The sequence below is a fragment of the Comamonas humi genome (assembly GCF_054782535.1).
Window position 1 is genome coordinate 253,610 of sequence record NZ_BAAGSH010000005.1, and the last position, 26,427, is coordinate 280,036.

At 69.5% G+C, this 26,427-nt stretch carries 22 protein-coding genes; 16 read left to right on the top strand and 6 right to left on the bottom strand.

Annotation, left to right across the window (positions count from 1 at the left end; genetic code table 11):
* Nucleotides 1–13: 13 nt before the first annotated feature.
* Complete coding sequence (locus ACYVKR_RS05485) at nucleotides 14–1,276, bottom strand: TolC family protein (protein ID WP_460479795.1); 1,263 nt, start codon at nucleotides 1,274–1,276, stop codon at nucleotides 14–16.
* A 129-nt stretch (nucleotides 1,277–1,405) separates the two neighbouring features.
* Between ACYVKR_RS05485 and ACYVKR_RS05490 the strand changes: the two genes are divergently transcribed.
* From ACYVKR_RS05490 to ACYVKR_RS05510, 5 genes are all read left to right on the top strand, one after another.
* The gene (locus ACYVKR_RS05490; protein WP_460479796.1) at nucleotides 1,406–2,092 is read left to right on the top strand and encodes a heavy metal response regulator transcription factor; all 687 of its coding nucleotides are present in this window, start codon (nucleotides 1,406–1,408) and stop codon (nucleotides 2,090–2,092) included.
* Complete coding sequence (locus ACYVKR_RS05495; RefSeq protein WP_460479797.1) at nucleotides 2,092–3,447, top strand: sensor histidine kinase; 1,356 nt, start codon at nucleotides 2,092–2,094, stop codon at nucleotides 3,445–3,447. Before ACYVKR_RS05490 ends, ACYVKR_RS05495 begins: the two co-directional genes overlap by 1 nt.
* A 151-nt stretch (nucleotides 3,448–3,598) precedes the next feature.
* Complete coding sequence (ubiA, locus tag ACYVKR_RS05500; protein ID WP_460479798.1) at nucleotides 3,599–4,486, top strand: 4-hydroxybenzoate octaprenyltransferase; 888 nt, start codon at nucleotides 3,599–3,601, stop codon at nucleotides 4,484–4,486.
* Between the two features lie 80 nt (nucleotides 4,487–4,566).
* Nucleotides 4,567–4,842, top strand: coding sequence for a hypothetical protein (locus ACYVKR_RS05505; protein ID WP_460479799.1), 276 nt, complete (start codon nucleotides 4,567–4,569; stop codon nucleotides 4,840–4,842).
* 87 nt (nucleotides 4,843–4,929) lie between these two features.
* A complete protein-coding gene (locus ACYVKR_RS05510; protein WP_460479800.1) occupies nucleotides 4,930–8,022 on the top strand; it encodes an ExeM/NucH family extracellular endonuclease in 3,093 nt (1,030 codons plus the stop codon).
* Between the two features lie 119 nt (nucleotides 8,023–8,141).
* Here the strand turns inward: ACYVKR_RS05510 and ACYVKR_RS05515 are convergent, their stop codons facing one another.
* Nucleotides 8,142–9,422 (bottom strand): aspartate carbamoyltransferase, encoded by a 1,281-nt coding sequence (locus ACYVKR_RS05515; RefSeq protein ID WP_460479801.1) that lies wholly within the window; start codon nucleotides 9,420–9,422, stop codon nucleotides 8,142–8,144.
* Nucleotides 9,423–9,608: 186 nt separating this feature from the next.
* Here ACYVKR_RS05515 and ACYVKR_RS05520 point away from each other — a divergent pair, with 186 nt between their 5' ends.
* Nucleotides 9,609–10,250, top strand: a complete 642-nt coding sequence (locus ACYVKR_RS05520) for a DUF1269 domain-containing protein (protein WP_460479802.1) — start codon at nucleotides 9,609–9,611, stop codon at nucleotides 10,248–10,250.
* A 132-nt stretch (nucleotides 10,251–10,382) separates the two neighbouring features.
* Here the strand turns inward: ACYVKR_RS05520 and proC are convergent, their stop codons facing one another.
* Together proC and ACYVKR_RS05530 are read right to left on the bottom strand one after the other, a co-directional pair.
* Nucleotides 10,383–11,222, bottom strand: coding sequence for a pyrroline-5-carboxylate reductase family protein (proC, locus tag ACYVKR_RS05525; protein ID WP_460479803.1), 840 nt, complete (start codon nucleotides 11,220–11,222; stop codon nucleotides 10,383–10,385).
* Between the two features lie 36 nt (nucleotides 11,223–11,258).
* The gene (locus tag ACYVKR_RS05530; protein WP_460479804.1) at nucleotides 11,259–12,416 is read right to left on the bottom strand and encodes an esterase-like activity of phytase family protein; all 1,158 of its coding nucleotides are present in this window, start codon (nucleotides 12,414–12,416) and stop codon (nucleotides 11,259–11,261) included.
* Nucleotides 12,417–12,629: 213 nt separating this feature from the next.
* Here ACYVKR_RS05530 and aqpZ point away from each other — a divergent pair, with 213 nt between their 5' ends.
* Both aqpZ and ACYVKR_RS05540 read left to right on the top strand, forming a co-directional pair.
* The gene (aqpZ, locus tag ACYVKR_RS05535; protein WP_460479805.1) at nucleotides 12,630–13,331 is read left to right on the top strand and encodes an aquaporin Z; all 702 of its coding nucleotides are present in this window, start codon (nucleotides 12,630–12,632) and stop codon (nucleotides 13,329–13,331) included.
* 206 nt (nucleotides 13,332–13,537) lie between these two features.
* Nucleotides 13,538–15,325 (top strand): enoyl-CoA hydratase-related protein, encoded by a 1,788-nt coding sequence (locus ACYVKR_RS05540; RefSeq protein ID WP_460479806.1) that lies wholly within the window; start codon nucleotides 13,538–13,540, stop codon nucleotides 15,323–15,325.
* Nucleotides 15,326–15,329: 4 nt separating this feature from the next.
* Here ACYVKR_RS05540 and glpK read toward each other — a convergent pair whose 3' ends face one another.
* Nucleotides 15,330–16,823, bottom strand: coding sequence for an FGGY family carbohydrate kinase (gene glpK / locus ACYVKR_RS05545; protein ID WP_460479807.1), 1,494 nt, complete (start codon nucleotides 16,821–16,823; stop codon nucleotides 15,330–15,332).
* A gap of 111 nt (nucleotides 16,824–16,934) precedes the next feature.
* Nucleotides 16,935–17,699, bottom strand: a complete 765-nt coding sequence (locus ACYVKR_RS05550; RefSeq protein WP_460479808.1) for a DeoR/GlpR family DNA-binding transcription regulator — start codon at nucleotides 17,697–17,699, stop codon at nucleotides 16,935–16,937.
* A gap of 176 nt (nucleotides 17,700–17,875) precedes the next feature.
* On the opposite strand from ACYVKR_RS05550, the gene ACYVKR_RS05555 reads away from it, so the two are divergent.
* From ACYVKR_RS05555 to rplN, 8 genes are all read left to right on the top strand, one after another.
* Nucleotides 17,876–18,949, top strand: a complete 1,074-nt coding sequence (locus tag ACYVKR_RS05555; RefSeq protein WP_460480077.1) for an ABC transporter ATP-binding protein — start codon at nucleotides 17,876–17,878, stop codon at nucleotides 18,947–18,949.
* A 2-nt stretch (nucleotides 18,950–18,951) separates the two neighbouring features.
* Nucleotides 18,952–20,034 (top strand): ABC transporter ATP-binding protein, encoded by a 1,083-nt coding sequence (locus ACYVKR_RS05560; protein WP_460479809.1) that lies wholly within the window; start codon nucleotides 18,952–18,954, stop codon nucleotides 20,032–20,034.
* Nucleotides 20,031–20,921 carry a carbohydrate ABC transporter permease gene (locus ACYVKR_RS05565; RefSeq protein ID WP_460479810.1) on the top strand — a complete coding sequence of 297 codons (891 nt, stop codon included), beginning with the start codon at nucleotides 20,031–20,033 and terminating at the stop codon, nucleotides 20,919–20,921. Before ACYVKR_RS05560 ends, ACYVKR_RS05565 begins: the two co-directional genes overlap by 4 nt.
* Nucleotides 20,922–20,996: 75 nt before the next feature.
* Complete coding sequence (locus ACYVKR_RS05570) at nucleotides 20,997–21,809, top strand: carbohydrate ABC transporter permease (protein WP_020227947.1); 813 nt, start codon at nucleotides 20,997–20,999, stop codon at nucleotides 21,807–21,809.
* A 12-nt stretch (nucleotides 21,810–21,821) separates the two neighbouring features.
* Nucleotides 21,822–22,130 carry a DUF2160 domain-containing protein gene (locus ACYVKR_RS05575; protein WP_460479811.1) on the top strand — a complete coding sequence of 103 codons (309 nt, stop codon included), beginning with the start codon at nucleotides 21,822–21,824 and terminating at the stop codon, nucleotides 22,128–22,130.
* Between the two features lie 173 nt (nucleotides 22,131–22,303).
* A complete protein-coding gene (locus ACYVKR_RS05580) occupies nucleotides 22,304–24,037 on the top strand; it encodes an ABC transporter substrate-binding protein (RefSeq protein ID WP_460479812.1) in 1,734 nt (577 codons plus the stop codon).
* A 148-nt stretch (nucleotides 24,038–24,185) separates the two neighbouring features.
* On the top strand, nucleotides 24,186–25,790 hold the full coding sequence (locus tag ACYVKR_RS05585; RefSeq protein WP_460479813.1) for a glycerol-3-phosphate dehydrogenase/oxidase: 1,605 nt from the start codon (nucleotides 24,186–24,188) through the stop codon (nucleotides 25,788–25,790).
* Between the two features lie 258 nt (nucleotides 25,791–26,048).
* On the top strand, nucleotides 26,049–26,417 hold the full coding sequence (gene rplN, locus ACYVKR_RS05590) for a 50S ribosomal protein L14 (protein ID WP_184705451.1): 369 nt from the start codon (nucleotides 26,049–26,051) through the stop codon (nucleotides 26,415–26,417).
* The last annotated feature ends 10 nt before the right edge of the window (nucleotides 26,418–26,427 follow it).

Consider the following 26,427-nt stretch of genomic DNA (forward strand, 5'->3'; position numbering starts at 1 on the left):
GTGGATAGGGGGATCAGGGGCCGGTGCCGAGCAGGCGGTCGATGCTGGCGGCGGCGCGGTGGGTGGACAGCAGCTGGTTCAGGTACTGGCTGCGCGCGTCGGACCAGGTGCGCTGCGCGTCGAGCACCTCGAGGTAGCTGAACTTGCCCAGCGCAAAGCCCTTGGCCGACAGCTCGTAGGCCGATTGCGCGGCGGGCAGCACCTGGCTGGACAACTGCTCGGCCTGGTCGCGGCTGGTCTGCAGCTGCTCGCGCGCCTCCTGCAGCTGGGCCTGCAGCTGGGTGCGCACGGCCTGCAGTTCCTCCTCGGCCTGGTCGGCGCGGCGCAGGGCCTGCAGCTGGTTGCCGTGGTTGTTGTCGAACACCGGCAGCGGCACCGAGACGCCGAACACCACCTGGTTGCGGCTGCCGTCCTGGCCATCCTGCGAGCGCTTCACGCCCAGGCTCACCGTGGGATCGGGCAGGCGCTTGGCGCGCTCCAGCTCGGCGGCGGCGCGGCTTTGCTCCAGCACCTGGCGCGCGCGCAGCACGGCGGGCGCCAGCTCCAGGCGCTGCTGCAGCACGGCGGCCTCGGGCACCGGGGGCAGGGCGTCCACGGCGCCTTCGGCGTCGCCGAAGCCGGCCATGGTTTGGGCGCTGTCGCCCCACAGCGCCTGCAGCTGTTGGCGCGCCACGCGCAGGCCCGATTGCGCCTGCGACAGCTCCAGGCGCGCGCCCGACTCGGCGACGCGGGCCTTGGTTTCCTCCAGCGGCGCGACCTTGCCCGCGGCCACGCGCTTGGCGGCGGCCTCGCGGGCGTTGGCGGCGATCTCCAGCGTCTGCTGCGACAGCGCCACGCGCTGCTGCGCGGCCAGCAGGCCGAAGAAGGCGGTGCTCACGTCGGCCTGCAGCGCGGTCTGGGCGGCGGCCAGCTCGGCCCGGGCCAGGTCGCGGCCGCGCTCGGCCACGCGCATGCGGGCCTCGCGCTTGCCGCCGATCTCGATGGGCTGGTTCCACTGCAGGGTGCTGGAGCGGGTGCTGCGGCGCATGTCCTCCTGCGAGTAGGACAGCTCGGGGTTGGGGCGCGCGCGGCTTTGCAGCACGCCGCCTTCGCTGGCATCGACCCCCAGCCGCGCCGCGCGCAGCGTGGGGTTGTGTTCGAGGGCCAGCGCCTGCGCCTGGGCCAGCGACAGCGGCGGCGACGAAGTGGCGGCCGGCTGCGCCGCGGCCCCGAAGGCCAGCAGCAGCGCGGCGCCCAGCAGCCCGCAGCGCAGGGACAGGGACGAGGCAAAAGACATGGAACAGAACTCCGTGGATAGAGTCGGCACTCTAGAAAGCCGGCAGCGACGCACTTCTGACCGCCAGATGACAAATTCGTCATCTGGCTGGCGGCAGGCTGAGCGCCGGCATCGCGCACAATGCGGGCCATGAAGCTGCTGGTGATTGAAGACGAGGCCAAGCTGGCCGACTACCTGCGCCGGGGCCTGACGGAGGAGGGGTTCATCGTCGACGTCGCACACGACGGCATCGACGGCTTGCACCTCGCCACCGAGCTGGCCTACGACCTCATCGTGCTCGACGGCATGCTGCCCGGCATCGACGGGCTGGCCGTGCTGGCGGCGCTGCGCCAGTCCAAGCAGACGCCGGTGCTGATGCTGACCGCGCGCGGCCAGGTGGAAGACCGCGTCAAGGGCCTGCAGGGCGGGGCGGACGACTACCTGGTCAAGCCCTTCGCGTTCTCGGAGCTGGTGGCCCGCATCCACGTGCTGCTGCGCCGCGGCGCCGCGGCCCAGGCCGCGCCCGAGGCCACGGTGCTGCGCATGGATGACCTCGAACTCGACCTGATCCGCCGCCGCGCCACGCGCGCCGGCCAGCGGCTCGACCTGACGGCCAAGGAATTCAACCTGCTCAGCCTGCTGCTGCGCCGCCAGGGCGAGGTGCTGTCGCGCACCGAGCTGGCCTCGCAGGTCTGGGACATGAACTTCGACAGCGAGACCAACGTGGTCGAGGTGGCCGTGCGGCGCCTGCGCCTCAAGCTCGACCAGCCCTTCGAGCGGCCGCTGCTGCACACCGTGCGCGGCATGGGCTACGTGCTGGAGTCGCGCGCACCGTGATGCCCTGGCGCAGCGACGTTCCCCACCTGGGCCGGCGCCTGTCGCGCTGGCTGGCGCTGCAGACCATGCTGGGCCTGGGGCTGGTGTGCGTGGCGGTGTACGTGGTGATCGCGCTCGCGCTGTCGCTGCGCCAGCAGGAAGCGCTGGACCACAAGCAGCAGGCCGTGCAGCACCTGCTGGCCGAGGGGCGGGCGGTGCACGGGGCGCCCGAGCTGGCGCACATGCTGGACGATTTCCTGACCGGGCACGACGAGCTGTCGCTGCGCATCCTCGACGCCCAGGGCAACCCGGTGTACGAGCATCCGCGCCACGGCGCCGGCGCCGATGCGCGCCCGCTGCACCGGCGCTTCGCGGTGCTGCTGCCCGGCAGCGGGCAGCCGGTGCAGGCCGACCTGCAGCTGGACCGCAGCGACGACAACGCATTGCTGCGCCACCTGGCCTGGACGTTGGGGCTGGCCGCGGTGATCGGCACGCTGCTGGTGTCGCTGGCCGGCATCTGGCTGGTGCACCGCGGGCTGGCGCCGCTGCATTCGCTGGTGGAGCAGACGCGCCGGCTGTCGGCGCAGGACCTGCAGCGCCGGCTCGACGACAGCGGCCAGCCGCAGGAGCTGCGCCCGCTGGTCGCGCAGTTCAACTCGCTGCTGGAGCGCCTGGCCGTGGCCTATCGGCAGATGGAGGCCTTCAACGCCGACGTGGCCCACGAGCTGAACACGCCGCTGGCCACGCTGATCAGTAGCAGCGAGCTGGCGCTGCGCAAGCCGCGCAGCGAGGCCGAGCTGCGCGAGGTGCTGGCCTCGAACCTGGAGGAGCTGCAGCGCATGGCGGGCATCGTCGCCGACATGCTGTTCCTGTCGAACGCCGACCGCGGCCAGGGCGCCCGCAGCGCGCCGGTGGACAGCCTGGCCGCGCTGGCGCACGAGGTGGCCGAGTTCCACGAGGCCGCGCTGCAGGAGGCCGACCTGCAGGTGCGGGTGCGCGGCGACGCGGCCGCCGCAGTCGATGCGCGGCTGCTGCGCCGCGCGCTGTCGAACCTGCTGGGCAACGCCACGCGCTATGCCCGGCCGGGCTCCACCATCGCCATCGAGATCGGCGATGGCCAGGAGCCCTGCGAGGTGTGTGCGCCGCAGGTGGCGCTGGTGGTAAGCAACCAGGGTCCGACCATCGACGCGCAACACCTGCCGCGGCTGTTCGACCGCTTCTACCGCGCCGATGCCGCGCGCATCCAGGCCGACGGCAACCACGGCCTGGGCCTGGCCATCGTCGCGGCGATCGCGCGCATGCACGGCGGGCGCTGCTTCGCCGAGTCGCAGGGCGGCCTGACGCGCATCGGCATCGAGCTGCCTCGCGGCTGGTGACTATAAAAAACATAGCTGCTGGCACCTGCTGTTATTGATTTTAAAATAAAAAAGTGCATGAAATCGAGAGATGGAGAGCGCGAGAAGCTATTGTTTTGATACCGCCCAGCGTGCCCGCGAGGCCCTCCAAACCCGCTATGCTTGGCGCACCATGGCCTCTGCTTCTCCTGCTTCCGTTTCGCTGTCCGAGCGCATCGCGCTGTACCTGAATCTCGTGCGCTGGGACCGCCCCGCCGGCTGGCTGGTGCTGGTCTGGCCCACGCTGGTGGCGCTGTGGGTGGCGGCCGATGGTTTTCCGGGCTGGCACCTGCTGGCCGTCTTCGTGCTGGGCACGGTGCTGATGCGCAGCGCGGGCTGCTGCATCAACGACATCGCCGACCGCAAGTACGACAAGCACGTCAAGCGCACGGCGCAGCGGCCCATCACCTCGGGCAAGGTCTCGGTCACCGAGGCCGTGGTGCTCGGCGTGGTGCTGGCGCTGCTGTCGCTGGGCCTGGTGCTGACCACGCGCTGGGAGGCCGTGGCCTGGTCGGTGCCGGCGGTGCTGTTCACCATCCTCTACCCGTTCACCAAGCGCTTCTTCGCGATGCCGCAGGCCTTCCTGGGCATCGCCTTCAACTTCGGCATCGTCATCGCCTTCGCCGCGGTGCAGGGCGAGGTGCCGCTCACCGCCTGGCTGCTGTGGCTGGCGAACATGTGCATGGTGCTGGCCTACGACACCGAATACGCCATGGTCGACCGCGACGACGACCTGAAGATCGGCATGCGCACCTCGGCCATCACGCTGGGGCGCTACGACGTGGCGGGCATCATGCTGTGCTTCGCGCTGTGCTGGTGGCTGACGGCCTTCGCGCTGCGCCCGTCGCTGCTGGGCTGGCCGCTGTGGCTGGGCATGGGCGTGGCCGCGGGGCAGATGGCCTGGCACTACGGCCTGATCCGCGAGCGCACGCGCGAAGGGTGCTTCCGCGCCTTCAGCAAGAGCCACTGGATCGGCGCGACGCTGTTCGCCGGCGTAGTGCTGGGCTTCGCGCTGAAGTGAACGGCACGGCTGGCGCCGGCGCGGCGCCCGGCCTATCATGGGCGTTGGCGGCATGTGCCGCCGATACCAGGGGTGCGATCATGTCCAGATCCTGTTTGCCCGCCGGTCTTGCACTGGCTGTCCTCTGTGCGCTGCCGCTGGGCGCGGCGGCCCAGAACAGCGGCGAGCGCACGGCGGGCGCGCCGCTCAAGGGCGTGGACGTGAAGCTGGGCAGGGCCGCCGAGGCCCGCGCCGCCGGCCAGCCGCCGAAGGCGGATGCACCCGCCAAGGCCGCGGCCGACGGCAAGCCCGGCACGGCGCCGCAGCCGGCGCAGAGCGGCATCGTCAAGTCCAAGTCGAACATCACCAACAACTGAAGGCCCGCGCCGCGCGGCGCTTGACACAGAGCTTTCATCACCGGCGGCCAAAAATGGTTGTTTACTCAACAACCAGCGTTGGCTGCCATGTTTGCCCTGCGATCGATAGCTTCCGTGTGCCGCACCCCGGCGCGCCTGTCTTCCCCGTTTTTCCTGGCCAGTGCGCTGGCACTGGCGGCCTTGCCTGCATCTGCCCAGACCGCATTGCAGCCGGGCGACGTAGCCGTGGTCGGCTTTCGCTCCGACACGCCCGACGGCGTGAGCCTGCTGCTGCTGCGCGGCGTGGACGCCGGCACCGAAATCCGCATCACCGACAACGGCTGGCTGCAGGCCGGCGGCTTCCGCTCGGGCGAGGGTATGCTGGTCTGGAAGGCCACTGCAGCGCTGCCGGCGGGCACGGTGGTGCACCTGGGCAGCGCCGATACCAAGGCGCCCACGGCCAGCGCGGGCAGCGTCTCCGTCGCGGGCTCGTTCAACCTGGCCTCGGGCGGCGACAGCCTGATCGTCTACCAGGGCAGCGAGGCCGCGCCCAGCGTGCTGTACGCGGTGAACAACACCTCGGGCGGGGGCTGGCAGGCCGATGCCGCGAACAGCAACACCTCGGCCCTGCCGCCGGGGCTGCTGGCCGGCACCACGGCGCTGGCGCTGGCCCAGAAGGACAACTACGCCTACAGCGCCCTGCTGCGCCAGGGCACGGCCGCCGAGTTGCGCGCTGCCATCGGCGCCGCCGGCAACTGGACGGGCGATGCCACCGCGGTGCCGGCGCCGCCCGATGCCTTCGACGTGACCGATGGCGGTGGCGGAGGAGGCGGTGGCACGACGCCTCCCGGCCCCGTCGCCGCCAAGATCTCCGCCGTGCAGGGCGCGGTGGCGGCATCGCCGCTCAAGGGCAAGAGCGTGGTGGTGAAAGGCATAGTCACGGCCCACTTCCCGCAGCTGAACGGCTTCTTCCTGCAGTCGCTGCCCGAGGATGACGACGGCGACGCCGCCACGTCGGAAGGCGTGTTCGCGTACTACGGCAACCAGCCCGTGGACGTGGGCGTGGGCCAGGTGGTGCAGTTCACCGCCACGGTGGATGAGTACAAGGAGCAGACCCAGCTTGGCAACCTCACCAGCTTCAGCGTGCTGAACGGCGGCGCGCTGTCGGCGCTGCCGGCAGCGGTGGAACTGTCGCTGCCCCTCGCCGACGCCGCGCTGTGGGAGAGCTACGAAGGCATGCGCGTGCGCGTGCGCGCCGCCGACGGCCCGCTGGTGGTGACCGACAACTACACGCTGGGCCGCTTCGGCACCGTGGTGCTCGCCAGCGGCGGCCTGCTGCCGCAGTACACCGAGCAGCATGCGCCCAGCTACACGGGCAACCAGGCCTTCATCGCCGCGCAGCTGCGCAACCAGATCATCGTCGACGACGGCAACGGCAGCCAGAACCCGGCCGCGCTGCCGGGCCGCGGCGGCCAGCCGCTGAGCGCCGCCAACCCGCTGCGCGCCGGCGACCGCACGCCCGAGGTCGTGGGCATCCTCGACCAGTTCGTCGCCGGCACCGAGGCCGCGCACCAGACCAGCTACCGCCTGCAGCCCACGCAGGCACCGGTGTACGAGGGCGACGAGCGCCCCACGGTGCAGGCGCTGCAGCAGGCCGTGGGCGAGGCCACGGTCAAGGTCGCGTCGGCCAACGTACTGAACTTCTTCACCACGCTGGGCAAGGCGCGCTTCAGCAACCCCTTCGGCGATTCGCTGGAAGGACGCGGCGCCGACAACGCCCAGGAGTTCGCCCGCCAACGCGACAAGGTCGTGGCCAACCTGCTGGGCCTGGACGCCGACGTTTACGGCCTGATGGAGATCCAGAACAACGGCTTTGCCGATGACGGCGCGCTGGCCACGCTGGTGGCGGCGATGAACCAGCGCCATGGCAGCGCGGTCTTCGCCTTCGTGCGCGGACCGTTCGATGCGGGCGGCGGCAAGCAGGTGCCCGCGGCCGGGCGCGATGCGATCAGCGTGGCCCTGGTCTACCGGCTCGACCGCGTGCGCCCGGTGGGCCAGGCCGCGGTGGCCGACGACAGCCAGTACGACGCCTTCACCGCCGCCTACGGCAGCCGCGTACCGCTGGCGCAGTCCTTCGAGGTCGACCTGAAGGACGGCGGCACCGAGCGCTTCACGGTGGTGGCCAACCACCTCAAGTCCAAGGGCAGCGTGAACGACCCCGACACCGGCGACGGCCAGGGTGCGAACAACCTCGCGCGCATGCGCGCGGTGACGCAGCTGCAGGCCTGGCTGCAGGGCACACCCACCACGGTGGCCACCGACAAGCTGCTGCTGCTGGGCGACTTCAACGCCTACGCCAAGGAAGACCCCATCGCCTACCTCGAAGGCCAGGGCTACGCCAAGCTGGCGCCGGGCCAGTATTCGTACGGCTTCCAGGGGCTGTGGGGCGCGCTCGACCATGTGTTCGTCAGCCCCGCGCTGGCGGCCAAGGTGGGCAACGCGGTCAAGTGGCACATCAACGCCGAAGAGCCGCCGGTGCTGGACTACAACACCAACTACAAGAGCCCGGCGCAGGTGGCGGCCTACTACGCGGACGACGCCTACCGCTCCAGCGACCACAACCCCATCGTCGTCGGCCTGCGGCTCGACCCGCCGGTCGTGCCCGTCGATCCCCCGGACTACGAGGTGCAGCTGCCGTCCGGTCCGGCGCTGAACCTGGCGCTGGCGAGCGAGGCGCAGTGCCGCTTCGAGGCGGCGCCCGCGGTCAGCGCCGGCGGCCACGGGCCGCTGCCGCGCGGGCTGGAACTGCTGCACGCGCCGCTGCAATGGGCGGCGACCGGCTGCACGCCCGGCGGCGCGGCCACGCTGCGCATCACCTACCCCGAGGCGCTGCCGGCCGGCACGCAGTACTGGAAGTGGGGCCCCACCGCCGCGAACCCGCAGCCGCACTGGTACAGCCTGCCGGCCACGGTCAGCGGCAAGGTGCTGACGGTGCAGCTCAGCGATGGCGCCGATGGCGATGATGACCTGGCAGCTAACGGCCGCATCGCGGACCCGGGCGCTGCCGGCCGCCTGGCCGCCGACCCCAGACCGGGCACGCCCGTGGCCACGCCGGTGCCGGCGACCGGCCCGGCCGCGCTGGGCCTGCTGGGCGGTCTGCTGGCGCTCGCGGCAGCGGGGGTGCGCCGGCGCCGCCGCTGACCACGGCGCATAAAAAAGCGGCCATCGAGTCGATGGCCGCTAAACACTGGAGTCGCAGAAAAAATCGTTACCAGGCGCTTGTGGCGGGCGCCCCCCTCTGCAAAGTTGTAAGCAGTAGTTTAATCCAAAGTGTCGAACACCGCATCGTCCGGGCCGACAAAGGCCGGCGAGCGCCAGGTGACATCGCGCATCGAGCGCGCCACCTGGTTCTCCACGCCCATCAGCACCGCGAACAGTGCCATGCGCACGGGGATGCCGTTGTCGGTCTGGCGGAAGATGGCCAGGCGCGGGTCGAGGTTCAGGTCGGTCGAGAGGTCGTTGGCGCCGGGGCGGGCGTCGCGCGGCAGCGGGTGCATGATGATGGTGTCGGGCTTGCAGACCGCGTCCACCAGCGACTTCTGCACCTGGAACTCGGGCGTGTAGCCCTCGATGTTCTCGCCCTCGAAGCGCTCCTTCTGGATGCGCGTGGCGTAGACCACGTCGGCGCCCTTGAGGTCCTGCAGCGACGACGAGACCTGCACCACGTGGCCGTTCTTCGAGGCCAGGTCCACCAGGTAGGCGGGCATTTCCAGCGACGACGGCGAGATCAGCGTGAACTTCATGCCCTGGTACAGCGACAGCAGGCGGATCAGCGAGTGCACGGTGCGGCCGTACTTCAGGTCGCCGACCATGGCGATGTGCGCGCCGTCCATCAGCTTGCCCAGGCGCGAGAACTCGCGCTGGATGGTGTACATGTCCAGGATGGCCTGGCTGGGGTGCTCGCCCGGGCCATCGCCGGCGTTGATGACCGGGATGTTGGTGGCGCGCGCGAACTCGGCCACCGAGCCCTGCTCGGGGTGGCGGATGACCAGCGCATCGACGTAGCCGGCCATCACGCGGCTGGTGTCGTAGATGGACTCGCCCTTGGCCATGGACGAGAAGGTGAAGCCGGTGGTGTCGCACACCGAGCCGCCCAGGCGGCAGAAGGCGGCGCCGAAGCTCACGCGGGTGCGGGTGCTGGCCTCGAAGAACAGGCTGCCGAGCACGGCGCCCTCGAGCACGCGGCTCACCTTGTGGCGGCGCGCGATGGGCTGCATCAGGTCGGTGATGCGAAACAGCTCTTCCAGGCTCTCGCGCTCGAACTGCGACACCGACAGCAGCTGCGGCCGGCCGTCGGCCGCCATGCGCTCGGCCAGCGGCTTGGCGTGCTTCTTGGCGTCCTGGCCCGAGGCTTCGCGCGACAGGATCTCGGAGACGAACTTCTGCGCCATGTCGGGCATGGCGCGGGCTTCGCCCGAGGCCTCGGGCAGCAGCCAGGTGTCGAGCGTGCGGCGGCGCACGCCCAGGCGCTCGGCGAACGCGTCGCGCGTCAGATTCATGCGGCGCATCGCGTCGCGCAAAAAGTCCTGTTGGCTGTCCATGGCGGTGTCCTGTCGGCAAATGTCGGCGGGATTATACGCTTTGCGTAGAATATTTGTGTTGAATATACGCATTGTGTTTTGTGCGAACCCGTGTCGGACAACTTCGCCAGCACGGCCGTTTTGTTTGCGCCGCCCGGGGCCATCCGCTACCGTGGGGCCATCCGTATGGACCCAAGGAGGATACGCATGGACCAGAACGTGGTGGTGCTGAGCTTTGCCGAGGCCAGCAAGGCCTACCAGGCACTGTCGGAGCTGAAGGCCGCGGGCGTGCAGGAGCGCGTTCATGTCGAGACCGCGGCCGTGGTGGCGCGCGAGGCCGACGGCCGCCTCGTCGTCAAGGACGGCGCGAGCGACGGCGAGATGGCCTCGGGGCCGCTGACCGGGACGCTGCTGGGCGCGGTGATCGGGCTGCTGGCGGGGCCGCTGGGCATGCTGCTGGGCGGCATGTCGGGCGCGGTGATTGGCAGCTCGGTTTCGCTCGACAAGGTGCAGGACCGGCTGAGCATGATCGACCAGATGATGCGCGCGATGCCGGTGGGCTCGACCTCGCTGATCGCGGTGGTGCAGGAGTCGTCGGCCGAGGCGGTGGACCAGCTGGCCGCCGGCCTGCAGGGCACGGTGCTGCGCCGGCCGCTGGCGGCCGTGCAGGCCGAGGTCGATGCACAGAGTCAGGCCCACGAGGCCGCCAGCCGCGAGGCGCGCCGGGTGCTGCACGAGCAGCAGAAGGACGAGTGGCAGGGCAAGTTCGACAACTGGAAGGAAGAACTCGGCGAGGGCCTGGACCGGCTGCAGGCCCGGATCGCGGAGCTGTTCGGTGGCCGCAAGTAGTCAAAAAAAGGAGCTGCTGGCGCTTATTCTGCAAGGATTTCGATATAAAAGTATTTGAAAATCCTTGCGTACCAAGCGCCAGCAGCTCTGTTTTTTGATAGTCCCGGAGCTACGCCTTGTAAGGGCGCCGGTTTACCGCCCGAACTCGTCGCCCAGCTCGGTGGCGCGCTTTTCGGCGGCGCGCATCGCGGTGACGAAGTGCTCGGCGATGTGGCTGGCGCGCATGCTCTCCAGCGCGGCATAGGTGGTGCCGCCCTTGCTGGTGACGCGCTCGCGCAGCACGGCCGGCGGCTCGCTCGATTGCGCGGCCAGCTGCGAGGCGCCGACGAAGGTGCCCACCGCGAGCTGGTGCGCCTGCTCGGGCAACAGGCCCATGTCGGTGCCGGCCTGGGCCATGGCCTCGAGGAAGTAGAAGACATAGGCCGGGCCCGAGCCGGACAGCGCGGTGACCGCGTCGAGCTGGCCTTCCTGCTGCACCCACAGGTACTGGCCGGTGGTGGCGATCACCTGTTCGACCAGTTGCTTTTGCGCCGCGCTGACGCCGGGGCGCGGGAACAGGCCGGTCATGCCCAGGCCCACCAGCGCCGGCGTGTTGGGCATGGCGCGCACGATGTGGTCGGTGGCCAGCCACTGGGCCATGCTGTCCGAGCGGATGCCGGCGGCCACGCTCAGGTGCAGGGCGCGGGTGGCATGCGGTGCCACGGCGGCCGCGGCCTCCTTGAAGGTCTGCGGCTTGACGGCCCAGACCACCAGCGCGGCATCGGCCAGCGCGCTGCCGGCGGCTTCGAGCACCTGCACGCCGAACTGCTCGCGCAGCTTCTGGCGCTGCGCCTCGAAGGGCTCGACCACGGTGATGCGCGCGGCCGGCGCGCCCTGGCGGATCAGCCCGCCGATGATGGCGCTGGCCATGTTGCCGCCGCCGATGAAGGCGATGGGCGGAAAGGTGAAGGGGGTGGAGGTCGAGGCGGTCATGGAAGGTGCGGGCGGATGAAGCGGGTCAGCCTTGCATTATGGCGTGCCGTATGGCGCGCCGCACCGCCCGGCCTCGGCCAGCGCGACCAGCTGGGTCACCTCGGCCGGGTTGAAGTTGTCGTCGCTCAGCACCAGCAGCACGCGCTCGCCGCCGGCCAGCCGCGGGCCCCAGGCCATGCCCTCGAGGTTGTCCACGCTGCGCAGGCCCAGCGCGGCGAAGTCCAGCACCAGGGTCTTGGCCGCCACGCGGTGGTTGCCGGGGACGAGCTGCGCGAGCGCCAACGTGTCGCTGGCGGCGTCGCCCGCGATGCGGGTGCTGATGCGGTACAGCCGCGCGCCGAAGCCGTGGCCCAGCACGTACGAGCGCTCCAGCACCAGCAGCTGCCCGGGGCCGTCGTCCAGGATCTCGCTCACACCGTTGACGGCGGCCTGCGGCAGCAGCGGCGGCGCATCGGCGGGCAGCGCATCGGGCTGGTAGGCGATCTGGCGCAGCGCCTGGCCGCTCGCGGCATCGAAGGCGGTGAGGCGCACCGGGCCGCCGGGCTGGCCGTGGCGGGGCAGGGGGCCGTCCTGCTGCAGCGGGGCTTCCATCGAGACCCAGACCGTGCGCCGGTCGTCGTCCACGGCGATGCCCTCGAACGTGAAGTTGTTGCGCGGGCCCTGGCCGCGCACGCGGGGTTGGGGCAGCTGCAGCTGCGCCGGCAAGGTCCAGCTGCGCAGCCAGTGGCCATCGGCCTGCATCTCGTTCAGCTCGGGGCCGAAGCCGCGGGCGAAGTCGCCCTCGCTGCTCCACAGCAGCCGGTCACCGCCGGGCAGCAGGCGCAGCGCCTCGGGGTCGGGCACGGCCACTTGGGGCTGCGCCGTGCGGGTGCCTGCATAGGGCTGGTCCAGCGGGCTGCGCAGCGGCTGCACGCCGGTCAGCGCAAAGCCGTGCAGGCCGGCGGCGTCGTAGCGTATGCGGGCGGTATAGAGGCGCGCCGGGTCGCGGGCCGAGCGGTCGTCGCTGAGCAGGTAGTACTGGTCGTGCGCCGCGTCGTAATCGATGGCCGACAGGCCGCCGACCGTGGTGCCGCCGAACTGCATGGCGTGGTCCCAGCGGATCTCGCCGAGCAGGCGCCAGGCGCTGCCATCTGCGGTGCAGATGGCGGCCGGCGGCGGCGCGGTGGCGCAGCCGGCCAGCCACAGCGCTGTCATCAAGGCCGCCCATACTCGGGCGCGCCTGGAATCGTGGAGAGGGCGGAGGGCGGGAGAAGCAGCGGGCATGGAGCGATGGGGCCGGGGGCGAGCATGGTTTCCCCCTATTGTTCACATTTCTCACGGACGCAAAGGATGGCCGCCCCCTATGATTCCAGGCACTTCGGCATCGGCATGTGGCCCGGCGCCGCAGCTAGAGGAGGAGAGTCTGTCATGGCAACAAACGTGAAGAAATGGTCCGCCGAATTCATCGGCACGTTCTGGCTGACCTTTGGCGGCTGCGGCAGCGCGGTGCTGGCCGCGGCGTTTCCGAACGTAGGCATCGGCCTGTTGGGCGTGTCGCTGGCCTTCGGCCTGACGGTGCTGACCGGCGCCTATGCGCTGGGCCCGATCTCGGGCGGGCACTTCAACCCGGCCGTGTCGGTGGGGCTGGCGGTGGGCGGGCGCTTCAAGGCATCCGAGCTGCCGGGCTACATCATCGCGCAGGTGCTGGGCGCGATCGCCGCCGGTGCCGTGCTCTACGTGATCGCCACCGGCAAGGCCGGCGCGGACATCGGCGGCTTCGCCACCAACGGCTATGGCGAGCATTCGCCCGGCGGCTACTCGATGCTGGCGGCTGCCGTCGCCGAGATCGTGCTGACGGCCATCTTCGTGATCGTGATCCTGGGCGCCACCGCCAAGCGCGCCGCCGGCGGCTTTGCCGGCGTGGCCATCGGCCTGTGCCTGACGCTGATCCACCTGATCTCCATCCCGGTGACCAACACCTCGGTGAACCCGGCGCGCAGCACCGGCGTGGCGCTGTTCGGCCCGTCGATCGCCACGACGCAGCTGTGGTTCTTCTGGGTCATGCCCATCGTTGGCGCGGCCATCGGCGCCATCATCTACAAGGCCCTGCTGGCTGACGAGCAGGACTGATACCCGCAGCGCCTGCTGCAGCACAGCGCCAGAAGGCATGCACCGTGAGGTGCATGCCTTTTTGCTTTTGCGGCGGGCCGTAGCGGAAGGGCTCGCCGTGACGCGGATTCACATTTGATTGACAATATGCCCATTCGGAGAATTTATAACCGAAGCCAAAAAAACAGGGAGGCATCCGCAGCGAGCGGGTGTAGGGAGGAAAAGACATGCACATCCTGCTGGTGGCGAGTGCGTTCAACAGCCTGACGCAGCGCATCTACACCGAACTGGCCGAGCACGGCCACAGCCTGGGCGTGAGCCTGGCGCTGGGCGATGACGAAGAGCTGCGCGAGGCCGTGCGGCGCCATGCGCCTGACCTGGTCGTGGCGCCCATGCTGACCACGGCCATCCCTGAGGACATCTGGTCGCGCCACACCTGTTTGATCGTCCACCCCGGCCCGCCCGGCGACCGCGGGCCCTCGTCGCTGGACTGGGCCATCGCCCAGGATGCGCCGCAGTGGGGCGTGACCGTGCTCGAGGCGGTGGCCGAGATGGACGCCGGCGACGTCTGGGCCTGGCGGCCGCTGGAAGTGGCGCCGGTGGGCAAGAGCGAGCTGTACCGCGGCGAGGTGGCCGATGCCGCCGTGGCCGCGGTGCAGGAGGCCGTCGAGCGCTACGCCAGCCGCACGCACCGGCCGGCGAAGCAGGCCGCGGCCGATCTGGCCGCCGGCTGGCGCTGCTTCATGCGCCAGCCCGAGCGCGCCATCGACTGGTCGCGCGACAGCACCGCCGAGGTGCTGCGCCGGCTGCGCGCCGCCGACTCGCAGCCCGGCGTGCTGGACGAGCTGCTGGGTGAGCGCTGGTACCTGCACGGCGGCCATGCCGAGACCGAGCTGCGCGGCGCGCCGGGCACGCTGCTGGCCACCCGCGACGGCGCCGTGTGCCGCGCTACGGTCGATGGCGCGGTCTGGCTGCCGCACCTGCGGCCGGTGGCGGCACCTGGCGAGCCCGCCAGCTTCAAGCGGCCGGCGGTCGATGCGCTGGGCGCACGCCTGCCGCCGCTGCCCGAGGTGCCGGCCGGCGCGCAGGATTGGTCCGAGATCCGCTACGAGGAACACGGCGACGTGGGCCTGCTGTGGTGGCGCTTTGCCGGCGGCGCCATGGGCACGGCCCAGTGCCAGCGCCTGCTGGCGGCCTGGCGCCGGGCCTGCGAGCGGCCGACGCGGGTGCTGGTGTTCGGCAGCGAGCGCGACTTCTTCTCCAACGGCATCCACCTGAACCTGATCGAGGCCGCGCCCGATCCGGCGGCCGAGTCCTGGGCCAACATCAACGCGATGAACGACCTGGTGCAGGCCATCCTGTGCACCACCGACCGCCTGGTCGTCGCGGCGCTGGGCGGCAATGCCGCCGCGGGCGGCGCCATGCTGGCGCTGGCCGCCGACGAGGTCTGGTGCCGCGAGGGCGCGGTGCTCAACCCGCACTACCGGCTGATGGGCCTGCATGGCTCCGAATACTGGACCTACACGCTGCCGCGGCGCGTGGGCACGGCCATGGCGCGACAGCTGACCCAGGCCGCGTTGCCGGTGGGCGCGCAGCGCGCCCGCGCGCTGGGCCTGGTCGACCGCGTGCTGGACGCGCCGCCGCAGGGCTTTGGCGACGCGGTGCGGCGCCTGGCCGCCACGCTGGCGGCCGGCCCGGGCCTGCGCCAGCGCATCGCCGGCAAGGCCGGGGCCCGGGCGCGCGACGAGGCGGCCAAGCCGCTGCAGCGCTACCGCGACGAGGAGCTGGCGCAGATGCGGCGCAATTTCTTCGAGCCTGGCGAGCCCTACCACGCGCTGCGCAGCGCCTTCGTGCGCAAGCACAAGCCCGCATGCACGCCGGAGCATCTGGTGGCCCTGGGGCTGAACGAGCCCCGGGTCGCGCAGCCCTTGGCAGCACCTGCCCCGGCGGAGCCGCAGCGCGTGCGGGCCGGCCTGGCCGGGCTGCTGGGGCGCCTGGCGGGGGCGATGCGCTAGCCGATCAGTCTGCGGTGGCCTGGCGCACCGCGTGCTCCCACTGCTGCATCAGCGCCTCGGCGCGGTCGCGGCCCAGCGTGGGGTGGAAGCGCCGGTCGGCGCGCCACAGCGTGGCGATCTCATCGGTGCCGGCATAGACGTCGCTGGACAGACCGGCGAGGAAGGCGGCGCCCAGCGCCGTGGTCTCCACGCAGGCCGGGCGCACCACCGGGATGCCGAGCAGGTCGGCCTGGAACTGCATCAGCAGGTCGTTGACGCAGGCGCCGCCGTCCACGCGCAGCTCGCTCACCGGGCGGCCGCCGGCGGCGGTGGCGTCGCGGCTCATCGCGCTCAGCAGCGCGGCGCTCTGGTAGGCGATGGATTCCAGCGCCGCGCGGGCGATGTGGGCCAGCGTGGTGCCGCGCGTGATGCCGGTGATGGTGCCGCGTGCGTCGGGCTTCCAGTACGGCGCGCCCAGGCCGGTGAAGGCCGGCACCATCATCACGCCGCCCGAGTCGGGCACGCTCTCGGCGAGCTGCTGCACCTGGCCGCTGTGCTCGATGGCGCGCAGCCCGTCGCGCAGCCACTGCACCACGGCGCCGCCGACGAAGACGCTGCCTTCGAGCGCGTATTCCGGCGCCCGGTTCGGCTGGGCCGCGCTGGTGGTGAGCAGGCCGTTGCGGCTGGTCTGGAAGCTGTCGCCAGTGTGCATCAGCATGAAGCAGCCGGTGCCGTAGGTGTTCTTGGCCATGCCGGCCGAGAAACAGGCCTGGCCGAACAGCGCGCTCTGCTGGTCGCCGGCCACGCCGCCGATGGCGATGGCGCTGCCCAACACCTCGGCATCGGTTCGGCCGAAGTCGGCGGCCGACGGCAGCACCTCGGGCATCAGCGCGCGCGGAATGTTCAGGAGCGCCAGCAGCTCGTCGTCCCACTGGTTGCGGTGCACATTGAACAGCATGGTGCGGCTGGCGTTGCTCACGTCCGTCACATGGCGCTTGCCGCCGGTGAGCTGCCAGATCAGCCAGCTGTCCACCGTGCCGAAGGCGAGTTCGCCGCGCTCGGCGGCGGCGCGCGCACCGGGCACTTCGTTCAGCAGCCACTGCAGCTTGGTGCCCGAGAAATAGGCATCGACCAGCAGGCCGGTCTTGGCCTGGATGGCGGCGGCGTGGCCCTGCTCGCGCAGCTGCGCGCAGGCGGGCTCGGCGCGGCGGTCCTGCCAGACGATGGCGTGGTGCACGGGCTCGCCGGTGGCGCGGTTCCACAGCACCGTGGTTTCGCGCTGGTTGGTGATGCCTAAAGCGCGCACGTCGGCGGCGCCGATGCCGGCCTTGGCCAGCGCCTCGCGCGCGGTGGCGAGCTGGGTGCGCCAGATCTCGCGCGGGTCGTGCTCGACCCAGCCGGGGCGCGGGTAGATCTGCGGCAGCTCCAGCTGGGCCTGGGCCACGGTGCGGCCCTGGGTGTCGAAGACGATGCTGCGCGAGCTGGAGGTGCCCTGGTCCAGGGCGAGCAGGTAGGTCATGGTGCGGGTTCTATGAAAAAGTGAGCTGCTGGCGATTGATCCTGTTGGGTTTTCAATTCAAATTACATTGAATTCAAGACTGGATGAGCGCTACCAGCTCCTGTTTTTGAATCAATCGGCGACGATGCACTGCACGCCGGCCTCCTGCAGCAGCGCCGGAAACGGCTCGGGCGGCGGCGCGTCGGTGAACAGGCGCTGGATCTGGTTCAGCCGCGCTAGCTCCACCATGGCCTGGCGGTGGAACTTGCTGTGGTCGGCGGCCAGCCAGACCTCGCGCGCATGGTCGATGATGGTTTGCGCCACCTTCACCTCGCGGTAGTCGAAGTCGCGCAGCGAGCCGTCGGGCTCGATGCCCGAGATGCCGATCAGCGCGATGTCGACGCGGAACTGGCGGATGAAGTCCACCGCCGCCTCGCCGACGATGCCGCGGTCGCGCGTGCGCACCACGCCGCCGGCCACGATCACCTCGCACTCGGGGTTGCCGCTGAGGATGGCGGCCACGTTGAGGTTGTTGGTCAGCACGCGCAGGCCCTTGTGGTGCAGCAGCGCGCGCGCGACAGCCTCGGTGGTGGTGCCGATGTTCAGGATCAGCGAGCAGTCGTTGGGCACCTGCGCGGCCACGGCGCGCGCGATGCGCGCCTTGCCTTCGGCATGCAGGGTCTCGCGCTGGGTGTGGGCCAGGTTCTCGACGGTGGAGCTGGGCACGCGCACGCCGCCGTGGAAGCGCATGACCAGGCCTTGCTCGGCCAGGCGCTGCACGTCGCGGCGCACGGTCTGCAGCGTCACGCCGAGCGTCTCGGCGAGCTGTTCCACGGTGACGGATTGGCGCAGCCGCACTTCGTCGAGCAGCTGCAGTTGGCGGGGATTGGTATTCACGCGATTGAGGACGTAGAGGGCGTTTTCACTGTAAAGCGAACCAAAAGAGAAAGCATCCAGGGTAAACCTGTATTCAAAACGATCATAAAAGAACAAAAATGATCGAAATCGAAACGGTTCCCGCCGTTTCGCTCAAGACACAACAAAGCGGCCCGGGCGGGCCGGGGGACACAGCGATGGAGTTGGTTCTGGATCGCATCACCAAGCGGGTGGGGGCCGAGACGTGGCTGCACAGCATGGACATGGCGCTGCACAGCGGCGCCGTGACCGTGCTGCTGGGCGCCACGCAGGCCGGCAAGACCAGCCTGATGCGCATTATGGCGGGGCTGGATGCACCGAGCACCGGCCAGGTGCGCGTCGATGGCAAGGACGTGACCGGCATGCCCGTGCGCGAGCGCAACGTGGCCATGGTCTACCAGCAGTTCATCAACTACCCCTCGCTCACGGTGGCCGACAACATCGCGTCGCCGCTCAAATTGCGCGGCGAAAGGAACCTGGAGCAGCGCGTGCGCGAACTCGCCGGGCGGCTGCACATCGAGATGTTCCTGGATCGCTACCCGGCCGAGCTGTCGGGCGGCCAGCAGCAGCGCGTGGCGCTGGCGCGGGCCCTGGCGAAGGGCGCGCCGCTGATGCTGCTCGATGAGCCCCTGGTCAACCTCGACTACAAGCTGCGTGAGGAATTGCGCGAAGAGCTTTCGCAATTGTTCGCGGCGGGCGACTCCACCGTGGTCTACGCCACCACCGAGCCGGGCGAGGCCTTGCTGCTCGGCGGCTACACGGCCGTGCTCGATGCCGGCGAGCTGCTGCAGTACGGGCCCACGGCCGAGGTCTTCCACGCGCCGAACTCGCTGCGCGTGGCGCGAGCCTTCAGCGATCCGCCGATGAACCTGCTGGCCGCGCAGGCCGTGGAAGGCGGCCTGCGCCTGCCCGATGGTGCGCTGCTGCCGCTGTCCCTGCGGGACGGGTTGGGCGGCGCGCTCACCATGGGCGTTCGCGCCAGCGCGCTGCGCCTGCAGGCCCAGCCGGGCGACATGGCCGTGCCCGGCCGCGCCCTGCTGGCCGAGATCTCGGGCTCGGACACCTTCGTGCATGCGGACACGCCCTGGGGCGAGCTGGTGGCGCAGGTCACCGGCGTGCACTACATCGCGCTGGGCAGCGCGGTGACGCTGTACCTGAACCCGGCGCAGGTCTATGTCTTCGGCGCCGACGGCGCCCTGGCGCTGGCGCCCGCGCGCACCGGGAGGGCTTGAACATGGCACGCATAGAACTCGACCTCGCGCACTCCTACCAGCCCAATCCGCGGCAGGACAGCGACTACGCGCTGCTGCCGCTGAAGATGACTTTCGACGACGGCGGCGCCTACGCGCTGCTCGGGCCCTCGGGCTGCGGCAAGTCCACCATGCTGAACATCATGTCGGGCCTGCTCGTGCCGTCGCAGGGCCAGGTGCTGTTCGATGGCCGCGACGTGACGCGCGCCACGCCGCAGCAGCGCAACATCGCCCAGGTGTTCCAGTTCCCGGTGATCTACGACACCATGACCGTGGCTGAGAACCTGGCGTTTCCGCTGCGCAACCGCAAGCTGCCCGAGGAGCGCATCCGCCAGCGCGTGGGCCAGATCGCCGAGATGCTGGAGATGAGCGGCCAGCTGGGCCAGCGCGCCGCGGGCCTGTCGGCCGATGCCAAGCAGAAGATCTCGCTGGGCCGCGGCCTGGTGCGCGAGGACGTGGCGGCCGTGCTGTTCGACGAGCCGCTCACCGTGATCGACCCGCACCTCAAGTGGCAGCTGCGGCGCAAGCTCAAGCAGATCCACCATGAGCTGAAATTGACGCTGATCTACGTGACGCACGACCAGGTCGAGGCGCTGACCTTCGCCGACCAGGTGGTGGTGATGACGCGCGGCCGCGCCGTGCAGGTGGGCACGCCGGGCGAGCTGTTCGAGCGCCCGCAACATGCCTTCGTGGGCCACTTCATCGGCTCGCCGGGCATGAACTTCCTGCCCGCGCAGGCGCAGGGCGATGCGCTGGACATCGCCGGCCAGCGCCTGGCCGTGCCGCGGGCGCTGCCGAGCGGCAGCCTGCAGGTGGGCGTGCGGCCCGAGTACCTGGCGCTGGCGGCCGAGGGCGCGCCGGGCGCCTTGCCCTGCCGCGTGCTGCGCGTGCAGGATGTGGGCACCTACCAGATGCTGACGGCCGAGGTGGCCGGCGACGTGCAGAGCCAGGTGCTCAAGGCGCGCTGCGCCAGCGAGCAGCGCCTGCCCGCCGTGGGCGAGGCCGTGTGGCTCCAGGTGCTGGGCGAGCACACCTGCTTCTACCAAAATGAGGAGCTGCTGCCATGAGCGCAACGACCAAACCGGTCAACCAGAAGGCCTGGTTCCTGATCCTGCCGGTGATCCTGTGCGTGGCCTTCTCGGCCATCCTGCCGCTGATGACGGTGGTGAACTACTCGGTGCAGGACATCATCTCGCCCGAGCGCCGCGTCTTCGTCGGCACCGAATGGTTCGCCGCGGTGATGCGCGACGAGGAACTGCACGGCGCGCTCGTGCGCCAGATCGGCTTCTCGCTGGCGGTGCTGGCGGTGGAGATCCCGCTGGGCATATTGCTCGCGCTGGCCATGCCGGCCAAGGGCTGGAAGTCGTCCGCCGTGCTGGTGGTGGTGGCGCTGTCGCTCTTGATCCCGTGGAACGTGGTCGGCACCATCTGGCAGATCTACGGCCGGGCCGACATCGGGCTGCTGGGCGCGGCGCTCAACAGGCTGGGCGTGGACTACAGCTACACGGGCGATGCCACGCATGCCTGGCTCACGGTGCTGGCCATGGACGTGTGGCACTGGACGCCGCTGGTCGCGCTGCTGTGCTTTGCCGGGCTGCGCTCGATCCCCGATGCCTACTACCAGGCCGCGCGCATCGATGGCGCGAGCAAGTTCGCGGTGTTCCGCTACATCCAGCTGCCCAAGATGCGCGGCGTGCTGATGATCGCGGTGCTGCTGCGCTTCATGGACAGCTTCATGATCTACACCGAGCCCTTCGTGCTGACGGGCGGCGGGCCGGGCAACGCGACCACCTTCCTGTCGCAGTACCTCACGCAGAAGGCCGTGGGCCAGTTCGACCTGGGGCCGGCCGCGGCGTTCTCGCTGATCTATTTCCTCATCATCCTGCTGCTGTGCTTCATCCTCTACAACTGGATGCAGCGCGTGGGCACGGCCGACAAAGAAGGTGAACAATGACCCCCACGCTCACTTCGTTCGCTGCCCCCCGAGGGGGCCTGGCCTCCCTAGGGGCGGCCCGGCGGGAGGCCAGCCATGAATGAACCCCGCTTCCAGAAACGCACGCTGTTCCTGATCGCCTACCTGGTCTTCGCCGTGCTGCCCATCTACTGGATGGTCAACATGAGCTTCAAGACCAACGAGGAGATCCTGTCGAGCTTCTCGCTCTGGCCCCAGCACTTCACCTGGGACAACTACAAGACCATCTTCACCGACGAGAGCTGGTACTCGGGCTACATCAACAGCCTGATCTACGTGGCCATCAACACGGTGATCTCGCTCACCGTGGCGCTGCCGGCGGCCTATGCCTTCAGCCGCTACCAGTTCCTCGGCGACAAGCATGTGTTCTTCTGGCTGCTGACCAATCGCATGACGCCGCCGGCCGTGTTCCTGCTGCCGTTCTTCCAGCTCTACACCACCGTGGGGCTGATGGACACGCACATCGCGGTGGCGCTGGCGCATTTGCTGTTCAACGTGCCGCTGGCGGTGTGGATCCTGGAAGGCTTCATGAGCGGCATCCCGCGCGAGATCGACGAGACGGCCTACATCGACGGCTACTCGTTCCCGCGCTTCTTCCTCACGATCTTTCTGCCGCTGATCAAGGCGGGCGTGGGCGTGGCGGCGTTCTTCTGCTTCATGTTCAGCTGGGTCGAGCTGCTGCTGGCGCGCACGCTGACCAGCGTGAACGCCAAGCCCATCGTGGCGACGATGACGCGCACGGTGAGCGCCTCGGGCATGGACTGGGCGACGCTGGCCGCGGCCGGCGTGCTGACCATCGTGCCCGGCGCGATCGTGATCTGGTTTGTGCGGCACTACATCGCAAAAGGCTTTGCGATGGGCCGCGTCTAAGGGAGGAGCGCCATGTTCGATTGGATGGCCTGGACCACGCCGGTCGCCGTATTTTTCACCTGCATCGTGCTGATGCTGGTCGGCATGACGGTGTGGGAAGTCAAGTCGCCCACCGCGATGCGCAAGGGCTTTCTGCCGATCGCCACCACGCGCGGCGACCGGCTCTTCATCGGCCTGCTCACGGCCGCCTACATCAACCTCGCCTGGGTAGGCCTGGGCGAGAAGATGGCGCAGTGGTTTGCGCTGGAGGCCGAGCCCTCGGTGTGGATCAGCTTCGTGCTGTCGATGCTGGTGCTGGCGCTGGTGATGCGCAAGGGTTGAAAAAAGAGAGCTGCTCGCGCTTGTTGAATAAGGGTTTCAATGCAAAAAATGCTTGAAATAAAGATGTGGCAAGCGCCAGCAGCTATGGTTTTTGTGAATCAAGGCGCCGGCCCGATCCTCCCCCGGGGACGGCGCTCCAAGGCAAACGGGGAGTTCCCAATGAGGAGACAGCAATGAAGATGCAGTTCAAGGCGATCGCATTCGCCGCCGCGGCCCTGGCTTTGGGGCAGGCCACGTGGGCCGGCGAGGCCGAGGCCAAGAAGTGGATCGACAGCGAGTTCCAGCCTTCCACGCTGTCCAAGGACCAGCAGGCCGCCGAGATGAAATGGTTCATCGACGCCGCCAAGAAGCTGCAGGCCAAGGGCGTGAAGGAGATCTCGGTGGTCTCCGAAACCATCACCACGCACGAGTACGAAAGCAAGGTGCTGGCCAAGGCCTTCAGCGAGATCACCGGCATCCAGGTCAAGCACGACCTGATCCAGGAAGGCGACGTGGTCGAGAAGCTGCAGACCTCGATGCAGTCGGGCAAGTCCATCTACGACGGCTGGATCAGCGACTCCGACCTGATCGGCACGCACTACCGCTACGGCAAGATCATGAACCTGACCGACTACATGGCCGGCGCAGGCAAGGAATTCACCAACCCCGGCATCGACCTCAAGGACTTCATCGGCACCAGCTTCACCACCGCGCCCGACGGCAAGCTCTACCAGCTGCCCGACCAGCAGTTCGCCAACCTCTACTGGTTCCGCGCCGACCTGTTCGCGCGCAAGGACCTGCAGGACAAGTTCAAGGCCAAGTACGGCTACGAGCTGGGCGTGCCGCAGAACTGGAGCGCCTACGAGGACATCGCCGAGTTCTTCACCAACGACGTCAAGCAGGTCGACGGCAAGCCCATCTATGGCCACATGGACTACGGCAAGAAGGACCCGTCGCTGGGCTGGCGCTTCACCGATGCCTGGCTGTCCATGGCCGGCACCGCCGACAAGGGCATCCCCAACGGCATGCCGGTGGACGAGTGGGGCATCCGCGTGGCCGACGACAAGTGCACGCCGGTGGGCGCCAGCGTGTCGCGCGGCGGCGCCACCAACTCGCCCGCGGCCGTCTACGCGCTCACCAAGTACGTGGACTGGATGAAGAAATACGCGCCCAAGGACGCCATGGGCATGACCTTCGGCGAATCCGGCCCCGTGCCCGCCCAGGGCCAGATCGCGCAGCAGATCTTCTGGTACACCGCCTTCACCGCCGACATGACCAAGAAGGGCCTGCCCGTGGTCAACGAGGACGGCACGCCCAAGTGGCGCATGGCCCCCGGCCCCAACGGCCCGTACTGGAAGCAGGGCATGCAGAACGGCTACCAGGACGTGGGCTCGTGGACCTTCTTCCAGGGCCATGACGCCAACCGCACGGCCGCGGCCTGGCTCTACGCCCAGTTCGTGACCGCCAAGACCACCTCGCTGAAGAAGTCCATCCAGGGCCTGACCTTCATCCGCGACAGCGACATCCGCAGCGAGTTCTTCACCAAGAACGCCAACAAGTACGGCGGCCTGGTCGAGTTCTACCGCAGCCCCGCGCGCGTGGCGTGGACGCCCACCGGCACCAACGTGCCCGACTACCCCAAGCTCGCGCAGCTGTGGTGGAAGAACGTGGCCCAGGCCGTGACCGGCGAGAAGACCCCGCAGGGCGCGATGGACACGCTGGCCGAGGAAATGGACCAGGTGATGGCCCGCCTCGAGCGCGCCGGCATGGCCCACTGCGCGCCCAAGCTCAACAAGAAGGAAGACCCGAAGAAGTGGCTGTCCGACAAGGGTGCGCCCTGGGCCAAGCTCGCCAACGAGAAGCCCAAGGGTGAAACCATCGCCTACGACACCCTGCTGCAGGCCTGGAAGGACGGCAAGGCGCGCTGAAGGCCGGGCCGCCGGGGCAGGGCGCCATGCCCGCCCCTTTTTTCGCAACCCCGGCCCGCGGCCGGGGTGTTCGAGAGCCCCAGGCCGGCTCTCAGAAATCCTAGTGAAAACCCTAGGATTGCCACGGAAGCGTGGACAATTGCATCCCATGACGACAACCGAACCATCCGCCCCTCTGCCCACCCCGCGCGCCGAACTGCTGGCCCGCCTGTCCGAGCCCAAGACCTATGACCTCGCGGTCATCGGCGGCGGCGCGACCGGCCTGGGCGTGGCGCTGGATGCGGCCGCCCGGGGCTTCTCGGTGGTGCTGCTGGAGTCGCATGACTTTGCCAAGGGCACCTCGTCGCGGGCCACCAAGCTGGTGCACGGCGGCGTGCGCTATCTGGCGCAGGGCAACATCTCGCTGGTGCGCGAGGCGCTGCACGAGCGCTCGACCCTGCTGCACAACGCGCCGCACATCGCGCAGCCGCTGGCCTTCGTGATGCCCTCGTACAAGCTGCTGGACACGCCGTTCTACGGCATCGGCCTCAAGATGTATGACGCGCTCGCCGGCAAGGCGGGCCTGGGCAACACCCAGTTCCTCAGCGCCTGCAAGACCCGCGAGCTGCTGCCCACGGTGCAGCAGCGCGGCCTCAAGGGCGGCGTCAAGTACTGGGACGGCCAGTTCGACGACGCCCGCCTGGCGATGGCGCTGGCCCGCACCGCGGCCCGCCGCGGCGCGCTGCTGGTGAACTACTGCCCGGTCAGGAAACTGATCCACGACAATGGCCGCGTCGCCGGCCTGGTCTGCGAGGACAAGGATACGGGCCGCAGCTACGAGGTGCGGGCGCGCTGCGTGGTCAACGCCACCGGCCCCTGGGTGGACGCGCTGCGTGAGATGGACGGCGCCGAATCTGGCCGCGCCACCCGCCCCATCGTCGCGCCGAGCCAGGGCGTGCACGTGGTGGTGGATCGCGACTTCCTGCCCAGCGACCATGCGCTGCTGGTGCCCAAGACCGCCGACGGCCGCGTGCTGTTCGCCGTGCCCTGGCTGGGCAAGGTCATCCTCGGCACCACCGACACCCCGCGCGACGACCTCGCGCGCGAGCCCGAGCCCTTCCAGGCCGAGCTGGACTTCATCCTCACCGAAGCCGGCCACTACCTGAGCCGCCGCCCCACCATGGCCGACGTGCGCAGCATGTGGGTCGGGCTGCGCCCGCTGGTCAAGCCCCAGGGCGAGGACGGCGAGAACACCAAGGGCCTGAGCCGCGAGCACACGGTGCTGACCAGCGCCTCCGGCATGGTCACGGTGACCGGTGGCAAGTGGACCACCTACCGAGCCATGGCCGAGGACGTGCTGGACACCTGCTTCACCGCCGGCGCCTTGCCCCGCCGCCCCGGCGGCGCCACAGTGCACCTGCCGCTGGTGGGCGCGCCGCTGGGCGGCGCGCAGCACAGCATGCACATGCCCCAGGGCCTGCACTCCTACGGCAGCGAGGCGGCCGCGGTCAACGCGCTGCCCGGCGCCGACCGCTGGCTGGCCGATGGCCTGAGCGAGGCCATGGTCCGCTTTGCCGCCCGCCACGAATACGCCCGCACGGTGGAAGACGTGCTGGCCCGGCGCTCGCGCCTGCTCTTCCTCGACGCCCGCCAGGCCGCCGCCGTGGTGCCCCAGGTGGCCGCCATCCTGCAGGAGGAACTGGGCCTGGACGACGTCGGCCTGCCGGCATTTTTGGCGCTGGCGCAACAGTACGCCGGCCAAAAAGCGGGTTGAGGCTCCACCCGCCGGCAGGGGCTTGACTCCCTGCCGCATCTTTGCAATAATCATGAGCTTCGCATTAATTTCTGCGGCGGCTATGCTATTTCGGTAGCGGCCTCGGCAGCGAGAGATGCGGAAATTCTGCCCAGGTGAAGCACCGCGTGGTTGCGGTGTGGACGACGGGCCCAAGACTGACTGGCTGCTGGCAGCTCATAAAGAAGTTCATTCTTTCGGGCTGTCCGGTCCTGCTGGTGCAAGTTGGGAAATATTGAAATGATCCAAACAGAATCTCGACTCGAGGTCGCCGACAACACCGGCGCGAAATCTGTTCAGTGCATCAAAGTGCTGGGCGGATCGCATCGTCGCTATGCGAGTGTGGGTGACATCATCAAGGTGAGCGTGAAAGAAGCCGCTCCGCGTGGCCGCGTCAAAAAGGGCGAGGTCTACAGCGCGGTTGTGGTGCGTACGGCAAAAGGCATCCGCCGCGCCGACGGTTCGCTCGTGAAGTTCGACGGCAACGCCGCAGTGTTGCTCAACGCCAAGCTGGAGCCCATCGGCACCCGCATCTTCGGCCCCGTGACGCGTGAACTGCGTACCGAGCGCTTCATGAAGATCGTGTCCCTGGCCCCCGAAGTTCTCTAAGGACAGCACC

Coding starts and splice junctions, on each gene's coding strand:
- ACYVKR_RS05485 (WP_460479795.1), bottom strand. CDS start 1,276: ATGTCTTTTGCCTCGTCCCTGTCCCTGCGCTGCGGGCTGCTGGGCGCC.
- ACYVKR_RS05490 (WP_460479796.1), top strand. CDS start 1,406: ATGAAGCTGCTGGTGATTGAAGACGAGGCCAAGCTGGCCGACTACCTG.
- ACYVKR_RS05495 (WP_460479797.1), top strand. CDS start 2,092: ATGCCCTGGCGCAGCGACGTTCCCCACCTGGGCCGGCGCCTGTCGCGC.
- ubiA (WP_460479798.1), top strand. CDS start 3,599: ATGGCCTCTGCTTCTCCTGCTTCCGTTTCGCTGTCCGAGCGCATCGCG.
- ACYVKR_RS05505 (WP_460479799.1), top strand. CDS start 4,567: ATGTCCAGATCCTGTTTGCCCGCCGGTCTTGCACTGGCTGTCCTCTGT.
- ACYVKR_RS05510 (WP_460479800.1), top strand. CDS start 4,930: ATGTTTGCCCTGCGATCGATAGCTTCCGTGTGCCGCACCCCGGCGCGC.
- ACYVKR_RS05515 (WP_460479801.1), bottom strand. CDS start 9,422: ATGGACAGCCAACAGGACTTTTTGCGCGACGCGATGCGCCGCATGAAT.
- ACYVKR_RS05520 (WP_460479802.1), top strand. CDS start 9,609: ATGGACCAGAACGTGGTGGTGCTGAGCTTTGCCGAGGCCAGCAAGGCC.
- proC (WP_460479803.1), bottom strand. CDS start 11,222: ATGACCGCCTCGACCTCCACCCCCTTCACCTTTCCGCCCATCGCCTTC.
- ACYVKR_RS05530 (WP_460479804.1), bottom strand. CDS start 12,416: ATGACAGCGCTGTGGCTGGCCGGCTGCGCCACCGCGCCGCCGCCGGCC.
- aqpZ (WP_460479805.1), top strand. CDS start 12,630: ATGGCAACAAACGTGAAGAAATGGTCCGCCGAATTCATCGGCACGTTC.
- ACYVKR_RS05540 (WP_460479806.1), top strand. CDS start 13,538: ATGCACATCCTGCTGGTGGCGAGTGCGTTCAACAGCCTGACGCAGCGC.
- glpK (WP_460479807.1), bottom strand. CDS start 16,823: ATGACCTACCTGCTCGCCCTGGACCAGGGCACCTCCAGCTCGCGCAGC.
- ACYVKR_RS05555 (WP_460480077.1), top strand. CDS start 17,876: ATGGAGTTGGTTCTGGATCGCATCACCAAGCGGGTGGGGGCCGAGACG.
- ACYVKR_RS05560 (WP_460479809.1), top strand. CDS start 18,952: ATGGCACGCATAGAACTCGACCTCGCGCACTCCTACCAGCCCAATCCG.
- ACYVKR_RS05565 (WP_460479810.1), top strand. CDS start 20,031: ATGAGCGCAACGACCAAACCGGTCAACCAGAAGGCCTGGTTCCTGATC.
- ACYVKR_RS05570 (WP_020227947.1), top strand. CDS start 20,997: ATGAATGAACCCCGCTTCCAGAAACGCACGCTGTTCCTGATCGCCTAC.
- ACYVKR_RS05575 (WP_460479811.1), top strand. CDS start 21,822: ATGTTCGATTGGATGGCCTGGACCACGCCGGTCGCCGTATTTTTCACC.
- ACYVKR_RS05580 (WP_460479812.1), top strand. CDS start 22,304: ATGAAGATGCAGTTCAAGGCGATCGCATTCGCCGCCGCGGCCCTGGCT.
- ACYVKR_RS05585 (WP_460479813.1), top strand. CDS start 24,186: ATGACGACAACCGAACCATCCGCCCCTCTGCCCACCCCGCGCGCCGAA.
- rplN (WP_184705451.1), top strand. CDS start 26,049: ATGATCCAAACAGAATCTCGACTCGAGGTCGCCGACAACACCGGCGCG.